Origin of the sequence: Pelosinus sp. sgz500959, assembly GCF_042610375.1 — a bacterium.
GTDB lineage: Bacteria > Bacillota > Negativicutes > DSM-13327 > DSM-13327 > CTSoil-075.
On record NZ_JBGJZL010000015.1, the window covers coordinates 1 to 16,757 of the forward strand.

The 16,757-nt window shown below is 40.3% G+C and carries 13 protein-coding genes, 9 tRNA genes and 1 other annotated feature; of the genes, 21 read left to right on the forward strand and 1 reads right to left on the reverse strand.

The genetic code is table 11. The annotated features are described in order from the left end of the window. The first annotated feature begins 50 nt into the window (after positions 1 to 50). From ACAN52_RS18545 to ACAN52_RS18605, 13 genes are all read left to right on the forward strand, one after another. A tRNA-Gly gene (locus tag ACAN52_RS18545) sits at positions 51 to 125 on the forward strand. 20 nt (positions 126 to 145) lie between these two features. Continuing rightward, positions 146 to 234, forward strand: a tRNA-Leu gene (locus ACAN52_RS18550). A gap of 175 nt (positions 235 to 409) precedes the next feature. Continuing rightward, entirely contained in the window at positions 410 to 745 is a 336-nt protein-coding gene (locus ACAN52_RS18555; RefSeq protein WP_378956461.1) for a L,D-transpeptidase, read from the forward strand. A 374-nt stretch (positions 746 to 1,119) separates the two neighbouring features. After that, a complete protein-coding gene (locus ACAN52_RS18560) occupies positions 1,120 to 2,001 on the forward strand; it encodes a histidinol-phosphatase (protein WP_378956462.1) in 882 nt (293 codons plus the stop codon). Between the two features lie 152 nt (positions 2,002 to 2,153). Next, a tRNA-Arg gene (locus ACAN52_RS18565) sits at positions 2,154 to 2,230 on the forward strand. 48 nt (positions 2,231 to 2,278) lie between these two features. After that, a tRNA-Gly gene (locus ACAN52_RS18570) sits at positions 2,279 to 2,352 on the forward strand. Between the two features lie 93 nt (positions 2,353 to 2,445). Next, positions 2,446 to 2,536 (forward strand) — tRNA-Ser (locus tag ACAN52_RS18575). Positions 2,537 to 2,569: 33 nt separating this feature from the next. After that, a tRNA-Glu gene (locus ACAN52_RS18580) sits at positions 2,570 to 2,644 on the forward strand. Between the two features lie 6 nt (positions 2,645 to 2,650). Continuing rightward, positions 2,651 to 2,726: transfer RNA gene (locus ACAN52_RS18585), tRNA-Val, on the forward strand. A 4-nt stretch (positions 2,727 to 2,730) separates the two neighbouring features. Continuing rightward, positions 2,731 to 2,806: transfer RNA gene (locus ACAN52_RS18590), tRNA-Phe, on the forward strand. A gap of 8 nt (positions 2,807 to 2,814) precedes the next feature. Next, positions 2,815 to 2,889: transfer RNA gene (locus ACAN52_RS18595), tRNA-Gly, on the forward strand. A gap of 256 nt (positions 2,890 to 3,145) precedes the next feature. Beyond that, positions 3,146 to 6,109 carry a chemotaxis protein CheB gene (locus ACAN52_RS18600; RefSeq protein WP_378956463.1) on the forward strand — a complete coding sequence of 988 codons (2,964 nt, stop codon included), beginning with the start codon at positions 3,146 to 3,148 and terminating at the stop codon, positions 6,107 to 6,109. Positions 6,110 to 6,207: 98 nt separating this feature from the next. Beyond that, entirely contained in the window at positions 6,208 to 7,404 is a 1,197-nt protein-coding gene (locus ACAN52_RS18605) for an ATP-binding protein (protein ID WP_378956464.1), read from the forward strand. Positions 7,405 to 7,626: 222 nt separating this feature from the next. Here the strand turns inward: ACAN52_RS18605 and ACAN52_RS18610 are convergent, their stop codons facing one another. Continuing rightward, positions 7,627 to 8,466 (reverse strand): pyridoxamine kinase, encoded by an 840-nt coding sequence (locus ACAN52_RS18610; RefSeq protein ID WP_378956465.1) that lies wholly within the window; start codon positions 8,464 to 8,466, stop codon positions 7,627 to 7,629. A 344-nt stretch (positions 8,467 to 8,810) separates the two neighbouring features. Between ACAN52_RS18610 and ACAN52_RS18615 the strand changes: the two genes are divergently transcribed. From ACAN52_RS18615 to ACAN52_RS18650, 8 genes are all read left to right on the forward strand, one after another. Continuing rightward, a complete protein-coding gene (locus ACAN52_RS18615; RefSeq protein ID WP_378956466.1) occupies positions 8,811 to 9,248 on the forward strand; it encodes a CGGC domain-containing protein in 438 nt (145 codons plus the stop codon). A 114-nt stretch (positions 9,249 to 9,362) separates the two neighbouring features. After that, positions 9,363 to 10,103 carry a sulfite exporter TauE/SafE family protein gene (locus ACAN52_RS18620; protein WP_378956467.1) on the forward strand — a complete coding sequence of 247 codons (741 nt, stop codon included), beginning with the start codon at positions 9,363 to 9,365 and terminating at the stop codon, positions 10,101 to 10,103. A 124-nt stretch (positions 10,104 to 10,227) separates the two neighbouring features. After that, positions 10,228 to 10,480 (forward strand) — a binding site (T-box leader). Between the two features lie 98 nt (positions 10,481 to 10,578). Continuing rightward, positions 10,579 to 11,553, forward strand: a complete 975-nt coding sequence (locus ACAN52_RS18625) for a bile acid:sodium symporter family protein (RefSeq protein ID WP_378956468.1) — start codon at positions 10,579 to 10,581, stop codon at positions 11,551 to 11,553. A gap of 34 nt (positions 11,554 to 11,587) precedes the next feature. After that, positions 11,588 to 12,877: a nickel-dependent lactate racemase gene (gene larA / locus ACAN52_RS18630; RefSeq protein ID WP_378956469.1), complete on the forward strand. Its 1,290-nt coding sequence runs from the start codon at positions 11,588 to 11,590 to the stop codon at positions 12,875 to 12,877. A gap of 226 nt (positions 12,878 to 13,103) precedes the next feature. Beyond that, complete coding sequence (locus ACAN52_RS18635; RefSeq protein WP_378956470.1) at positions 13,104 to 13,985, forward strand: CPBP family intramembrane glutamic endopeptidase; 882 nt, start codon at positions 13,104 to 13,106, stop codon at positions 13,983 to 13,985. Between the two features lie 158 nt (positions 13,986 to 14,143). Further along, a complete protein-coding gene (locus ACAN52_RS18640; RefSeq protein ID WP_378956471.1) occupies positions 14,144 to 14,935 on the forward strand; it encodes a respiratory nitrate reductase subunit gamma in 792 nt (263 codons plus the stop codon). Next, the gene (locus tag ACAN52_RS18645; protein ID WP_378956472.1) at positions 14,932 to 16,272 is read left to right on the forward strand and encodes a (Fe-S)-binding protein; all 1,341 of its coding nucleotides are present in this window, start codon (positions 14,932 to 14,934) and stop codon (positions 16,270 to 16,272) included. The genes ACAN52_RS18640 and ACAN52_RS18645 overlap by 4 nt, the downstream gene beginning before the upstream one ends. Positions 16,273 to 16,297: 25 nt before the next feature. Next, positions 16,298 to 16,606, forward strand: coding sequence for a TusE/DsrC/DsvC family sulfur relay protein (locus tag ACAN52_RS18650; protein ID WP_378956473.1), 309 nt, complete (start codon positions 16,298 to 16,300; stop codon positions 16,604 to 16,606). Positions 16,607 to 16,757 lie beyond the last annotated feature (151 nt).

Sequence of the window (16,757 nt, forward strand, 5' to 3'; positions counted from 1 at the left end):
TTAACCGATCGGTCGTAGGTTCGAGTCCTACTCCAGGAGCCAATTATCATGCGGGAATAGCTCAGCGGTAGAGCATCGCCTTGCCAAGGCGAGGGTCGGGAGTTCGAATCTCCTTTCCCGCTCCAATTAGTTAATTTTCATATATGCGAGGGTGGCGGAATCGGCAGACGCACTGGACTTAAAATCCAGAGGATGGTAACGTCCGTGGGGGTTCAAGTCCCCCCCTTCGCACCAATTTGAAATGAGAAATGTTCTGTGCTATGACAGGGCAATGAAATAAAGCAAATAAAAGCACTGTTAATATTATCTTGTGATAATGTTAGTGGTGTTTTTTGTTATACATATCCAGTTAGTCAATCCTTAGTACATCTCTCTATTATTCAGCATAGAATAATAGAGAGGTGAAAACATGGCTTATTCAATCACTGTAGAGTTATCTAGTAAAAGACTCACTCTATATAAAAATGGTTCTGCGATAAGATCCTACCCCGTTGGAATCGGCAAAATGCTTACTCCAACACCAACAGGTACTTATCATATTATCAACAAACATCCTAACCCTGGTGGTGTATTTGGTGTTATGTGGATGGGATTAAGCAAACCTTCTTATGGTATCCATGGAACAAATGATCCATCTTCTATTGGTCATCTTGTTTCTCATGGTTGTATCCGCATGTATAATCGTGATGTACTCATGCTATCTCAACTGGTACCTATAGGTACTCAAGTGACAATCGTAAATTAAAAATATTCTGTTGCCTTTGTTAACTGCTAGTGTCCATACTGCCATTTGGCATAACAAACTCAATTACAGCTTTTTAGGCGTTTTCGAAATATGATTATGCTCTAATCGATATAATTTACTGGTAATAACAATTAAAAAACTGTCCAAGTGGTGAATGAAAACCGCAAAGGCAGTTTTTTACTATTGGTGTGTTTATTTATTATTATTATTATTATTTTTTTTGATAAATTCTGCGATATTTTTACCTCATTTTTTAAGTTTATGGTAAAATGATAAGCATGTCTTTATTTTTTGTACCAGAATCAATAAAGTATTTAAGTGTATAAAATTTATACGATTTGTTGATCTATTTTTAGCAAAGGAATTGAAAAAATATGAGAATTGATTATCATATGCATTTTGAAAATGGCAGTTATAATCTTGAATGGGTAAAGGGATTTTTCCGCCATGCACGTCAGCGAAATATTGATGAGATCGGAATAGCAGAACACAGTCATGGGTTTATAGAGTTTAAAGAGCTGTACAATGAAGAGCTGATTTTAGATGATTCACCAATCGGAACCTATCAACAGCAATGGTTGCTTAAAAATAAATTTCGCTATAGTTTGAAAGACTATATGGATTTTATGAATAGTCTCAAGAAACAGGGTTATCCGGTGAAAACGGGTATAGAAGTCTGTAACTTTAAGAATCAGCAGCGGGTAGCTGAAATTTTGAAAGAATATAATTTTGACTATATCATCGGTTCTGTGCATTTTATAAATTCGTGGGGATTTGATTTTTCGGATCTAAAATTCGTTTGGGATGAACATAGTTTAAGGGATATTTATGATTGGTACACTGCTGAAATAGAAGGATTATGTCGTGCTGGATTATATGATGTTCTTGGACATCCTTTTAATCTTAGACTGTTTAAACATATCCCAACGTTTGATGTGCAGCCCTTTTTAAATAGAGTTGCCATAGCCTTAAGTGAAGCGGGTATGGGTATAGATGTTAATACTGGTACATTATATCGCTATCCTATTAATGAAATTTCACCTTACCCTGCTTTTATGAAAACAGCAAAAGATTATAATATACCAATTATTTTTTCCTCTGATGCACACCGTCCAGAGGATTGTGGAAGATATATTGATCTTGCTGAAGAATATGTTAAAGAATATGGTTATAATGAAGTATTGATATTTACAGAACGCAAGGCTGTAGCTCATAGGATAGGTGGAAAGGTAATATCTAAGGCTATTTGCTTATAAAAAGTTTTTAAATATAAGAGGCAGATATGGAGAAGAAAATATTACTTCAGGGATAAAGAGATTCTGGTGCAAAAAAATGCAAAAAAAAGTTGACATAATGCTCAATAAATGATATTATAGTCTCCTGACGTCAAATGAATTATGTAGTAATTGACTCCGTAGCCCAGCTGGATAGAGCGTTTGACTACGAATCAAAAGGTCGCAGGTTCGAATCCTGCCGGGGTCACCATGATATTTGCCGCAGAAAGTCAGTTGGATTCTGTTTTGTAAGTTCCATGCGGGTGTAGCTCAATGGTAGAGCACTAGCCTTCCAAGCTAGCTACGAGGGTTCGATTCCCTTCACCCGCTCCATATTTAGTGACGATAGCTCAGTTAGTAAAGTAATCGACTATTAACCGATCGATCGTAGATTTGAATTTTACTCTTGTAACCAATGATAGTTATGGAGCGGTACTCAAGTGGCTGAAGAGGACGGTTTGCTAAATCGTTAGAGGTCGTGAGGCCTGCGTGGGTTCAAATCCCACCCGCTCCGCCATTACTCAAGCACGTCATTGGTCACCATTTATATGGCCCGTTGGTCAAGCGGTTAAGACACCGCCCTTTCACGGCGATAACGGGGGTTCGATTCCCCCACGGGTCACCACAATATGGGCGATTAGCTCAGCTGGGAGAGCGCCTGCCTTACAAGCAGGATGTCGGCAGTTCGATCCTGTCATCGCCCACCATTTTGCCTCGGTAGCTCAGTCGGTAGAGCAGAGGACTGAAAATCCTCGTGTCGGCAGTTCGATTCTGCCCTGAGGCACCATTTAACATGCGGGAATAGCTCAGCGGTAGAGCATCGCCTTGCCAAGGCGAGGGTCGAGAGTTCGAATCTCTTTTCCCGCTCCAAATAAGATTGTAGCTCAATTATTTTTATCATGCCATAAAGAATTTTAAACCACAGAGAATGTTCTCTGTGGTTTTTTTGTATGTTTTATAGTGAATGTAATTATTATCCAATTACATTAATTTCCAGGCAGGAGAAGAGTATAGCATTGTAGAATATTGCATAAAGATAATCAGTTGTGGAGTAGTTTATCAGTTTCCACTGCTGCGAGATTGCGTATGGCGCATAATATCGTCTCTATTTGTTGAAGGGAGTAGAATGTTGAAAGAAAGAAATAGTGACAAGATCTATGGCAGCCAATTCCAGAGGCAGGATTGTCCAATTGTCGGTATTGGGGCCTCTGCTGGAGGGTTGTCAGCTCTGTTGCAACTATTTGAGAATATGGCGGAAACAACCGACATGGCTTTTGTAGTTGTTCAGCACTTGGATGCCAACAGCGACAGCACCTTGGCTGACATTTTGTCCAGGGCTACAGTCATGCCTGTTAGTGAAGTAACGGATAACGTCGTCGTGCAGCCCAACCATGTTTATGTTATTGCACCTGGTACCGAGCTGGCTGTTTCCCATGGGGGTCTGACTGTCGTGCCGCAAAAAAACGGCGTGCGACGCCATACACCGATAGATTCTTTCCTCGAATCGCTAGCTGTGGATAGGGCGAGTAAAGCTCTCGGAGTGATTTTATCGGGAAACGGCGCAGACGGTGCACAAGGAGTAAAGGAGATAAAGGATGTCGGCGGCATTGTTTTCGCCCAGACGCCTGAGTCGTCGGAATATGACAGCATGCCGCGTAGTGCAATCGCTACGGGTATGGTGGATTTTGTTCTGGTACCGTCACAGATTGCTGGTGAACTTTCACGGATTAGTCAATCCTGGATTATTACAAGACCAATAGCGGAGGACGCCGAGTTGTTCGTGGGCGAAGATGACGCACTCAATAGAATTATTGCCCTGTTACGCAAAGTCAGAGGTATTAATTTTGATGAGTACAAGCAACTTACTGTAAAACGACGTATTATGCGTAGAATGCTTTTACTCAAGATAGACAAACTTGATGATTATGTCGCTTATTTGCGGGAAAATGCCGAAGAACTTACCGCCTTGCAGCAAGATATACTGATCAATGTTACGAAATTTTTTCGTGAGCAGCAAGCATTCGATACTTTGAAAAAGGAAATTTTCCCATCTATCGTCAACGCTGCTCCAATCAACGCACCCATTCGGCTGTGGGTGGCCGGATGTTCAACTGGTGAGGAAGCCTATTCCTTGGCCATTGCTTTGCTGGAATTTCTGGAGGAAAACACCATCAATCGGCGAATCCAGATTTTCGCTACTGATATTAATGAAACAGTTATCGAAAAAGCACGGGTCGGACTCTACCCTAAGACGATCATGACCGATGTTTCGCCGACGCGGCTTAGCCGTTTCTTTGTCGAGGTGGAACAAGGGTATCAGGTCAGCAAGGCCATTCGCGACATATGCGTATTCGCCAGACAGGACATAGGACAAGACCCGCCTATTTCCAGGGTGGATCTTGTCAGTTGCCGTAATGTAATTATCTATTTTGGGGCAGCATTACATAAACGAATATTCCCAATTTTCCATTATTCCCTGAACCCCAATGGTTTTTTGATTTTAGGGGCGTCAGAGTCTATCGGTGTATTTGCTGACTTGTTTGATATGGTAGATAAAAAATACAGGATTTATAGGAAAAAATCGGTAGCGACTCCGATCGTGTTTGATTTTTCTGCCACTGAGCATGCGGCAGCGACCCAAAATCGTAGTAAGAGCGATCCAGACGGTTTCAGCGGCGGTTCTGGGCTAGAGGGGGTTTACAAAGAGGCTGATCGGATTATTCTCGGTAAATATGCTCCCCCTGGTGTCATTATCAATAGCAAACTGGATATTATCCAGTTTCGGGGTCGTACCGGCGTCTATCTTGAACCAGCATCAGGAATGCCGAGTGTAAATCTATTGAAGATGGCTCGGGACGGTTTGTTCACCGGATTGCGGTCAGCCGTCAACCAGGCCAAAAAGGAAAATGTGCTGGTTAGAAAGGAAGGCCTGCATGTTCTCAAGAATGGGCATTCGCTCCCAGTTACTGTTGATGTTGTCCCTATCAATGGACCATTTCAAAAAGGCGAATACTTTTTAGTGTTGTTCAGGGAGGTTACATCGCAGCCTATGCATGATAGTACGTTTGGCAGAGACGTTGCGGCACAGGAAGTTTTTAATCAGGTGAGGGCTGTAGATGAGGTCCTGCGCCTCAAACAAGAAGTTGCTGCCACAAAGGAATACCTGCAGTCGACCATTGACCAGCACGAAGCGACCAACGAGGATCTCAGGTATGCGATCGAGGAAGTGCAATCGGGCAATGAGGAACTGCAGAGCATGAATGAAGAGATGGAGACCGCCAAAGAGGAACTCCAGTCGACCAACGAAGAATTGATGACTCTGAACGAAGAATTGAGAACACGCAATATGGAGTTGAACCATGCCAACAATGATATGATCAATTTGCTTCGCAGTATAAACCTTCCTGTCCTTATACTCAGCAGCGATTTGCGTATTAGGCGCTTCAACTCGGTTGCCGAAAAAATATTTAATTTAATCGGTGCAGATGTTGGACGCCCGATCAATAATATTAAACCAAACATTGATGTTCCTGATTTGGAGCAAGCGAGCCTTCAGGTAATTGACACTCTAAACAGCACGGAGCAAGAAGTCCAAGACCGATGGGGCCATTGGTATTCCATGCAGATACGTCCCTATCGAACTACAGATAACAAGATTGATGGTGTTATCATTACCTTTGCCGATATTGACGCCATCAAGCAAAGTAGTAGAGTGGCCCAAGAGGCCCGGGAATACGCCGAAGCCATTGTGGAAACCGTAAGGCATCCCATGGTGGTCCTTGATGCCGACCTACGGTTGAAAACGGCCAATAAGGCTTTTTATCAGACTTTTCTGATGACACCTGGAGAATTGACCGGTCAATCCATTTTCCAAATACAAGACAGGCAGTGGAATCTTATAGAATTGAGCACCCTGCTGACGGATCTTCTAGATCATGATGAGGTGTTTGAAAATTTTGCGGTCACCGGCGATTTCCCTGATATCGGAAAATTAACCATGTTGATTAATGCCCGCCGAATTGTAAACTTGCACGACAATACGAAACTGATTCTGATGGCTTTTGAAACGATTGCCTTGCAGACAGGATAACGTAAAGCCAAAGGGTAAAGCAACAACAGTGGGATAATGCAAGAAGACGTCAGTGGAACCGGGCAGAAGGATATGCTCGGTCAACAGGAGGAGAGTACATGGTCCGATCGAATGCCGAAGGTCCGGGAGGAGTCGTTGATCCCGCTAGGAAAGAAGAATTTCAATGGCTAAAGTATGAATTGCAGACTCGGGAATTGGATTTGGAAAATCAGTGCCGGGCGATGCAAGAGACTCTCGAGGTGTTGGAGGAATCCCGCAAACGCTATGCAGATCTTTATGATTTTGCACCAGCAGGTTACGTGACTTTCGATGAAAAGGGCTGTATCAGTGAGATTAATCTTGCTGGCGCAGCCCTATTAGGCATGGAGCGATCACGACTGCTTGGTATGCCGATGTCTGTTTTTGTTGATAAAGGTAGTTATAAACTTTTTTTTGATCATCTGCGGGCATGCAGATTGACTGGTAAAAAGGTCATTACCGAATTGGGGCTTATACAAAAAAACACTCCGGCTATCTATGCTCAAATTATCAGTATGCCGCTGCCGGGCACTGATGATTATGGATCAAAATACAGGTCGATTATCGCCGATGTCACCGAACGTAAACTTATGGAAAAAGAGATGTCCCGCATGGATCGGTTAAATCTGATTGGGGAAATGGCCGCTGGCATTGCCCATGAAATCAGAAATCCCTTGACGACGGTAAGGGGGTTCTTGCAGTCTTTCATGCGAAGGAAAGAATTTACTCAGTTTGATTCGCAGCTCAATTTAATGATTACCGAACTGGACAGAGCGAATTCTATTATTACGGAATATCTCTCTCTAGCTAAGGATAAGCCTCTCGATCAATCACCGCAGAATCTGAATAAGATCGTCAAAGATCTGTTACCATTGATGGAGTCTGATGCACTTCTTAATGAAAAGTGGATTATCACGGAATTATCGGCTGATATTCCTACTTTGCTTCTGGATTCTCAAGAAATGCGACAACTCATTCTCAATCTCGTCAGGAACGGTTTGGAAGCTATGCTGCCGGGAGGACAATTGACGATTGGTACATTTGTGGAAACGCAGCAAGTGGTTTTATTCATTCAAGATCAAGGTATGGGTATCCCCATGGAAATTAAGCAGAAATTAGGGACACCCTTTCTGACGACGAAAGAAAAAGGCACTGGGCTGGGATTACCGATATGCTTTAGCATAGTCAATCGGCATAATGCAAAAATCGATATTAAGACGGGAAACTACGGAACCACTTTTATGGTAAAATTTCCTGCGTCCGTAAAACATCTGTGATATGGTCATAATCAAGAGTGAGCTGGTAATTTTCTATGATTGTAGTTTAGATTTCATAGGTGGTTCTACTGGTGGAAATGTACCAACACTTGATTTATTTGCATCAGAACCAAAAAATCTACAACGTTTAAAAACGGTGTAGATTTTTTTATTAATGTATAAAGTTACGAAGATAAGTGTTTTGTAAGTTTTTCATTTTGAAATGCTTATTTTTAAAGCGAATTATTTATTGTAAAGACCGCCGCGTAATTTGTAGGCAATAGGTTCAAATGCGACTCCACGGTCGAAAGCATCTTCGATATCATTGCTGACAATCATTGCATCCCGTACGAAATGTGCGGCACTTTCTACGCTTTCTTTTAGCGTGTAACCACTGACAACACCTGATGTAAGTACGCTAGTGAAAAGATCTCCTGTGCCATGCATATGGTAAGGGAGTAGATCAACTGCTACTTCAAAATAAGAATGATCGTCACTCATTGCGCAGTTATACAAGGAATCGCCTCGAACGACACCTGTTAATACCACATTTTTCGCACCCATTTCAATGATTTCAGCACAAAGTTTGCGAGACGTGTCACTATCAACTTCTCCATCTACATACTCTCTGCCTGTAAGAATATAGGCTTCTGTAAGGTTTGGAGTAACGATATCGGCAATTGAAGCAAGATCCCGCATGGTATCGCACATTTCTGGTGTATAGGTTTTAATGATTATGCCATTGTCACCCATTACAGGGTCGACTATTTTTAATGAGCAGTTGAAATCCAGCATGAAGTTTTTAACGATTTGGATTTGCTCTGCCGAGCCCAAGAATCCACTATAAGCACAATCGGTCTTAAAACCAATTTCTTTCCAATGATTGATAATTTCATCCATTTGCGGAGTAAAGTCAAAGAATTTAAACCCAGGGAAAAGAGTATTCGTAGATAATAATGCAGTAGGAAGAGGACAAACCTCGATTCCAGCCGCTGATATTACTGGAATGGCTACTGTAAGTGAGCATTTACCATACCCGGACATATCGTGGATCGCCACGACTCTTGCAAGTTTTTGTTTCATATTAATATCCTCCAGTGTTTGTTTTATTACGTTAAGATAGGGAAAAAGAAATCATTATATAAGTTAGAGATCTCAAAATCATAATTGTATTATAAAATAAATTTGAACCTTTTAAAATGTACAGAAATTACAATTTTGTTAGGTACAGTTTTGGAAAATCATGCAGAGACCCTGCCTGACTTAAGTTTAGCGCTAAAGTGAATTTTAATGATTCACTTTCTTTGTAAACTGTATCCTATAAAAATTCGTAAATTGGTACTTTTATTAGAGTTAATTTGATTGTATTATTTTTATAATAAGAAGTCAAAGATTGATAAGACTTCAAAATGGAGGGAGTTTTAAATATGGAGAAATATATTTTAATTATTCAATGTGATATTGCTCATAATCGATGTAGTGGGTTTGCTTGTACCCATAGTTTTTATGAGAAAAGTGGGGCATTTGAAAAGTATGGGGAGAATAGTAGATACATCTCCTTTACATGCGGTGGCTGTTGTGGTAAGAGTGTGGCAGCTAAAATTGAGCATTTTATCGGAAAATTAACGAAGAAAACTGATGTCTTAAAGGATGAAGTAGTGATTCATTTAGCTTCATGTATGGTAACGGATAATGCTCATTATGACAGGTGTCCTCATGTGGATTTCATAAAAGGAATTCTTGCAAAAAAGGGTTTTACAACGGTTGTAGAGGGTTCATATATTAGTGGAGGAGCTTCTAGGAAAAGAGAATTAGGAATTTATAAAGAGTATCAGGGAGGATGTTGTGAAAAGTCAAACTGTTAAAAACAGTTTGATATTTGCGGATAATGTTATGTGATCATAGCTCAGTAGCTTTATTTGAGTAGATAGTAGCAACGCTCAAGTATTTACAATCCGCAAGAAGGAGGTTGGGATACATTGGTAACGGAAGTATATGTTTTTGCAGTTCTAATTCTATCTAGCTTTTTGCAGACCGCAACGGGTTTTGGTTATGCGATTATAACAGCACCTCTCTTAGCTTTGGTGCTGGGGCCCAAAGAAACTGTTATGCTTACCATGCTTACAGGTCTCATTATTAGGCTTTTCATGATGAGAGCTACCAAACATGATGGGAGCTTTAAGGCGATATTCCCACTGATAACTGCAAGTATTGTCGGGGCAATTCCTGGGGCATATATTATGACCATGATCAGTAATGATGGTCTTAAATTATTTATTGGCATTGTTTTGCTGATTGCTGTGCTTGCTTTATGGAAGAATTATAAGATATCGATCAATCATCATAAGTTTACTGAAGGTATTGTAGGCGGTTTGAGTGGGTTTCTTGCTACAACAACGAGTATAAATGGTCCACCCATTATTTTATATTATCTTAATTCCAAAGCTGAAGAAAACAAAAGTGTTTTTCGTGGAAACCTTACTCGGTACTTCTTACTGATAAATATAGCATCTATAGTGATTTCATACTTTGCAGGTACGCTAAAAATTAGAGATCTGTGGCTCCAGACATTACTGTCTATACCTGCCTTATATATTGGATTTTACTTAGGGGAGAAAGCTTTTCATCGCATAAATTCAGAAACCTTTAGGAAGGCATCGCTAGTTATGGTCTTTGTGAGCAGTATCGCGTTAATCGGTGCTGCTCTATCAAAGAATTGATCAAATCTATTCATGAATTAGTATGTTATGAGATGACAATTTCCACTTGACAGATACAAAAGGAGGAGTATAATAATATATAGTTAACAAAATGAAATGAAATTTACATATTTTTAATATTAATGTAAATGTGATGAGGGAGAATGTTGCAATCTTAAGATCGTTTCAGAGAGCCGGTGGTTGGTGTGAACCGGTAACGATGGGATGCAAAGATCACTCCTGAACAGCAAAGCTGAACGATAAACGTAAGCTGCGCCGGATCAGCTCCGTAAAGGAGTGCAACCGTTATATTGCTAGGGTTGTTAGACCTGATGAGAGGTAGACCAATTGGTCTATGAAAAAGGGTGGTATCGCGAGAATTTTCTCTTGCCCCTTTGAGTCTATTCAGACTTGAAGGGCAAGAGTTTTTTTTATTGTAAGGTGTTGCAGCTTTTTTGCAACACAAAATAATTAAAATGATTAGGAGGTTTATTAAATGATTAAGTTTTTTGAAAAGTTGGCAGCTCTGGTTTGTAAGTATATGACAGTTTGGGTGCTTCTTTTTTCCACAATTGCTTTTGTGAACCCTGCTCCGTTTAAGTTAGTTGGTCCTTATATTTCCTATATGTTGGGTGTGATTATGTTAGGGATGGGGCTCACTATGTCCTTGAAAGATTTTCGTTTGGTTTTGACCCGCCCCAAAGATGTTTTTTATGGCGTAGCTTTTCGTTATTTGATTATGCCATTAGCTGGATTTTTTGTAGCCAAATTGTTGGGGTTGCCGCCAGCATTAGCGGCAGGAATGGTGCTGCTAGGTGCTGCTCCTAGCGGTACTGGTTCGAATGTTATGACATATATAGCGAAAGGTGATACGGCACTTTCTATAACCGTTTCCAGCGTGAATACAATGTTGGCACCTATCTTAACGCCGTATATTTTTCTGCTGTTAGCTGGATCGATGATTCCCATCAATGTGACTGCACTTCTTATTGATATCGTAAAGATTGTGTTGATCCCTGTTAGTGCTGGTGTTATTCTTCATATGGCCGCTCCGAAGCTTGTTGAAAAAATCATCAAAATTGTTCCTGCGATATCAGTCATCTTCATTATCACGATTTTGGCTTCCGTTGTTGCGCTGAATGCAGCAAAAATGGTAATGGTTGCCCTAGTACTATGCGTTGCCGTGATATTACAGAATGTTTTCGGCTTGAGTCTTGGTTACTATTCTGCGAAGGCCGTTGGGATGTCTCCCAAAAAATCGCGAGCTATTGCATTTGAGATTGGAATGGAAAACTCAGGTCTTGCTGTTGCCCTTGCTTTGGCTCATCTTGATCCGATGGCGGCCTTGCCTGCAGCTGTTGGCACTGTTTGGGAATATATCAGCGGTAGCGTACTAGCCAGCTACTGGGGAAGTCGACCTCCAGAAGAGGAAGGTACAGAAACAGAAAGGGAAGTCGCACTGGTAGAATAAAAATGAATGTTGCAATTATAAGGGAGGATGTACTATGGAAAAACAGATTGTATTAAAGTATGGCCATGAAGAAATGCTACTTAAAATTGCCGAAAAGAATATTTTGCAAGTGATTGAGAGCAATCCAGTTACTTTTGATAAAACAGAAACTGAAATGATCCAGGCGGCCTTGGAAGAGCCAATTGGTAGTCAACGACTCTCTGAACTAGTGCAATGTGGGCAGCGAGTTTGTGTGGTCATTCCGGATATCACCCGCGCCTGGCAACGGACCGACCTATATCTGCCACTCGTGGTTGACGAACTAACGCGAGGCGGGGTACGAGATGAAGATATTCTCTTTATCTGCGCTCTGGGGACTCATCGTCCACAAACAGTAGCAGAGCATCGAGCGCTACTTGGACCAAAATTGGCTGATCGCTTTAAAGTCGTCGATCATGATTGTTATGATCGAGATAATCTAGTTTATTGTGGTGAAACTTCCTTAGGCACACCAGTGTGGTTAAATAAGAAAGCGATGGAATGTGACCATCTTGTGCTGACTGGCGGTATTGTCTATCATTTCCTCGCTGGATGGTCAGGTGGTAAAAAATATGTATTACCTGGTATTTCTTCTTATGAAACAGTCATGGCCAATCATGCTCTGTCACTCAATCCTACAAGAGGACTAGGACCCCATCCTGATGTACGCTCTGGTAATGACGATACTAATCTGATTCATCTGGATATGCTGGAAGCCGCTAGCTTAGCTAAACCAACATTTCTTTTTAATGTCGTAACTGCTGAGGGGAGAATTGCAGGTGCAGTGGCTGGACATTATCAAGCTGCTCATGACAAGGGGCGAGAGTTAGTAGATGGGATTGATGGCGTAAAGATTCAGGAAAAAGCAGATCTAGTCATTGCTTCGGCAGGTGGCAGTCCCAAAGATGTTAACCTTTATCAATCGATTAAAACATTAATTAACGCGCGTGAGGCGACAAAACCGGGTGGTACGATGATTATTCTGACCGAAAGTCCTGAAGGACTTGGCGGTAATGCGGAAGTGCAGGAAATGATTTTGGGTTATGATACTGTTCTGGAACGGGAAGATGCCCTCAGAGCTGATTATAGTATTTCAAAATATGTAGGTTACTATTTCTGTGAATCGGCAGAAAAGTTTAATTTGATATTGGTTTCATCCTTAGATCCTCATCTCTTAGAGAAGGCTAATATTAAAATTGTCAAAACACTCGATGAAGCTCTGGCCTTAGTTTATGAAAAATGCGGAAAGGACTTGCAAACTCATATCATGCCACATGGGGCGAACACTTTGCCTAGACTTGTATAAAAAAGATAAATTTAAACATAAGATGAGAGACAAACTCAACCTTAGAGAAGGGCAGATTGATTTTTTCAACCTGTCCTTCTCTATCTATATGCATTGTTCTAATTCTGCTGAAAGTAATATCTCTAACTGCAAAAAATGGAAGTTTGAACTTATGATAGTAAAAATGAAGGGAAAAAAGTAATTGATAAAGAAATGCTTATAGAAATAAAGAGGATGGAGTTGCAGTATGATATGGTCAGAGATGTTAGCGTGGGTAACTGTTTTATGTTATAGTTTTTTATATATCGCGGTGCTTTTTTTGTGGATACCTTATAAAAAAAGAATTCCAGTATGGAGCATAGCGTTTATTATTGCTTGTTTTTTCGCATTGATGAGCAATCAAATTGAGTCTTATGCTGTTTTCACAATTATTATCATAGGGTATGCCTTGCATTATAGGGAAAAAAAGTATGCTCATCCTGCAGGGCGTATGATTGCAGGAATCATAGTCCTTTTTTGGGCTTATGGATTGGGCGCACACGTAATTCCTTATTTTCATAATCTGAAAGTATTGTCCAATGTATATATTAGTCAAGACGGTACTCCATTTACGTTATATCTAAATTTTGATAAAACGATTGTGGGATTGTTTATTTTGGGGTTAACTCAAAGGTTGCTATCGAATAAAGAGGAATGGATTGCTATGTTTAAGCAAACCATCCCTAAGACTGTGCTCTTTATTTTCATTCTTGTTTTTCTAGCGCTAATTGCAGGTGAGGTCCATTTTGATCCCAAGCTGCCAGAGTGTTTACCCATTTGGCTAATCACAAACTTACTTTTTGTGTGTGTGGCGGAGGAAGGGTTCTTTCGCGGATTTATTCAAAAAAATCTTGCTGAACTTTTCAGAAATTTTGCATGGGGAAATTTGATTGCACTTATTATTGCATCGTTGCTTTTTGGTTTTGCTCACTATGCTGGAGGAATTGCCTATAGTATATGGGGGACTATTGCTGGACTTGGATACGGATGGATTTATCAGAAGACCAACCGAATTGAGTCGAGTATATTGGCCCATTTTAGTTTGAATATAGTTCATTTTTTATTATTTACATATCCTGCAATAGCCTAAGGGCAGAGAGTGGGGACGTTAATGTAAGACAATCCAGCCCCTTAGCGAAATAGATATAGAAGAATGGACTTGTTTGATGAAGATTCATTAGGTAATAATATTGAGGATCAATTGACAGTGTGAGATGCTTTATCTATTGATAAATCCGTAGGAGGTTGATGATGCTATTTTTTATTGGGCAAATCTTTCCCTATCTTTCAGCGGGAATTTTCTTAGTGGGCATGATTTGGCGAGTTTGGATATGGTTTAGAGTGCCTGTCCCTTTTCAACTTACATTGTCTCCAGCACCAACAACTACGAAGGGACGAGTTTTGACCATTGGCAAGGAACTATTGCTGTTTAGAAATTTATGGCGTAGTGATCGATTCTTGTGGTTATGGGCATGGTTGATGCATGTCACATTAGGGATGGTGATTGTAGGACATGTCGTTGGTATCAGTTCTCTGGGGCTTCAATTTACGCCGTTAGGGATTACGGCGACACAAAGTAAAGGACTTTCCACTATATTGGCTACTAGTACTGGAATGCTGCTATTGGCTGCATTAGTGATGTTGCTGTATCGGCGTATTGTAATTTGGGAAGTCAAAAGGTTAAGCAACCCAATAGAATATTTTGATTTGCTTTTGATTCTTGCAGTTGTAATTAGTGGGCTTTATATGAGAGTGATTTTATCAGAAATGGATTTAGTAGTTATTCGTATATATATGGAGGGGATTCTTTCCTTTCAAAGCAGCCCAATACCTCATGACTGGACTTTTATTGGTCATTTTTTCTTGGCAAATACGCTACTGATCTATATACCATTTTCTAAATTGGTACATTTTGTTGGAGGGGTTGTTAATCAGTCAATGATGGTTGCAGCGGTACCGGTCTATCCTTCTCCACATAAATCCAATCCAGATACTACTTCAGCTAAAGTAAGCTTATGGGAAGGAAGGGATTTGCAGTGAAAACTCCGATGCACATGGCAAAAGAAAAAGATACAGCTACCATTGGCTTTCCCTACGTTCTAGAAAAAGATCAGCAGGCCGTAGCCTTAAAGAAAATGCAAGAACTTCAATCATCCATGCGTTCTTTAGTGGTTATGTTAGAAAATTGTACAAAGTGCGGTAATTGCGCTAAACAATGCCACAGTTATTTAGGGACTGAAGATTATTATAATATTCCTGCCGCTCGTGCCGAATTAATGGGGGGAATTTATAAACGGTATTTTACTTGGATGGGGCGTACTTTTGCTCAGCTTACTGGTGCAGGAGACTTTGATACTGAGACATTGAGTAAATGGTTGACCTATTTTTATCAGTGTAATTTGTGCCGACGATGTGCTAGATTTTGTCCCTTTGGTATTGATACGGCTGAGGTAACCATTGCAGCACGACATATTTTATCAGAACTTGGTATTATGCCAAAGTTTATACAAGGAATTGTGGCCAATCTAAAGAAAACTGGTAATAATATGGGTCTTCCTAAAGCTGCAATACTGGATTGTGCCGAGTTTTTGGAAGCAGAAATGTTAGAAGAGACTGGACTAGAGATTAAAATCCCTCTCGATAAACCTAATTCAGATATATTATATATTCCTTCATCTACAGATTTTTTTGTGAACAGCGATACAATGATTGGTGTAGCTAAATTATTTTATCATTTGGGCGTTAATTGGACTCTTTCATCAGAGATATTGGAGGCGGCAAATTTCGGGTTATTATTTAATCTAAATGTGATGCGCGATCATAATCAACGTCTGAAAAAAGTAGCAAATCAGGTAGGAGCAAAGTTAGTCATTCAGGGAGAATGCGGTCATGGTTGGCGAGCAGCAAAAATGTATACAGAGGGCAGTAGTGGGCCAGTTTCTTTTGGATTGATTCATATTTTAGATTACTGTGCTCAACATCTTGATCAATTGCCCCTTCAAAAGTTACCAATGCGGGTTACTCTTCATGATCCTTGCAATTATGCCCGGGCGGGTGAGATTATTGAACAACCGCGTGCTATTTTAAGAGTCTGTGTAGCAGAGTTTGTAGAAATGACTCCCGCTAGAGAGGATAATTTCTGTTGTGGTGGGGGTTCAGGAATTTTGATGGATGAAATGATGGACATACGTATGAAACTTGGTAAAAAGAAAGCAGAGCAGATTCGGGCATTAGGGAAACTTGATTACGTCATAGCGCCTTGCGCTAGCTGTAAAGCGCAAATTCCACAACTGCTAAAATACTATGGTATGAATGAGTTATCCACGAGTGGTGTCATGGACTTGGTAGGGAAGGCGATAATACTTCAGAAGAAGTAAGCTATAGAATGGGAGGAGCTATATTATGATAATGAATGGCAAAGAAATTGAACTGGATGAGGATGGTTTTTTGCTCAATCCAGAAGATTGGGACGAAGGCGTCGTAGAATATTTTGCTAAACAAGAAAATGTAAGTGAGTTGACGGACAAACACTGGGAAGTTATTCATTATTTGCGGGATTATTTTAAGCAGTTCGGCATTGCGCCGATGGTGCGAAAACTCTGTAAAGGATCAGGAATGACCTTAAAAGAAATTTATGAACTATTTCCAACAGGACCAGCAAAAGGTGCTTGTAAATTAGCAGGATTGCCTAAGCCGACGGGCTGTATATAATGAATTGAGATTGCTTCTATAGGAGTTAAAAAGGGTCTTCTGCATGTATAGCGAAACTCTATATTTTATGTTGTTCTTCTAAAATAGAAGTCTTATTACATTGTTTATCTTATAGTGAGATTTGTATTTGTAGAAGTCATACAAAATGAAA

What these genes read in the sequence shown, in the direction of transcription:
- ACAN52_RS18555 (WP_378956461.1), top strand. Translation starts at nt 410, where the DNA reads ATGGCTTATTCAATCACTGTAGAGTTATCTAGTAAAAGACTCACTCTA.
- ACAN52_RS18560 (WP_378956462.1), top strand. Translation starts at nt 1,120, where the DNA reads ATGAGAATTGATTATCATATGCATTTTGAAAATGGCAGTTATAATCTT.
- ACAN52_RS18600 (WP_378956463.1), top strand. Translation starts at nt 3,146, where the DNA reads ATGTTGAAAGAAAGAAATAGTGACAAGATCTATGGCAGCCAATTCCAG.
- ACAN52_RS18605 (WP_378956464.1), top strand. Translation starts at nt 6,208, where the DNA reads ATGGTCCGATCGAATGCCGAAGGTCCGGGAGGAGTCGTTGATCCCGCT.
- ACAN52_RS18610 (WP_378956465.1), bottom strand. Translation starts at nt 8,466, where the DNA reads ATGAAACAAAAACTTGCAAGAGTCGTGGCGATCCACGATATGTCCGGG.
- ACAN52_RS18615 (WP_378956466.1), top strand. Translation starts at nt 8,811, where the DNA reads ATGGAGAAATATATTTTAATTATTCAATGTGATATTGCTCATAATCGA.
- ACAN52_RS18625 (WP_378956468.1), top strand. Translation starts at nt 10,579, where the DNA reads ATGATTAAGTTTTTTGAAAAGTTGGCAGCTCTGGTTTGTAAGTATATG.
- larA (WP_378956469.1), top strand. Translation starts at nt 11,588, where the DNA reads ATGGAAAAACAGATTGTATTAAAGTATGGCCATGAAGAAATGCTACTT.
- ACAN52_RS18635 (WP_378956470.1), top strand. Translation starts at nt 13,104, where the DNA reads ATGATATGGTCAGAGATGTTAGCGTGGGTAACTGTTTTATGTTATAGT.
- ACAN52_RS18640 (WP_378956471.1), top strand. Translation starts at nt 14,144, where the DNA reads ATGATGCTATTTTTTATTGGGCAAATCTTTCCCTATCTTTCAGCGGGA.
- ACAN52_RS18650 (WP_378956473.1), top strand. Translation starts at nt 16,298, where the DNA reads ATGATAATGAATGGCAAAGAAATTGAACTGGATGAGGATGGTTTTTTG.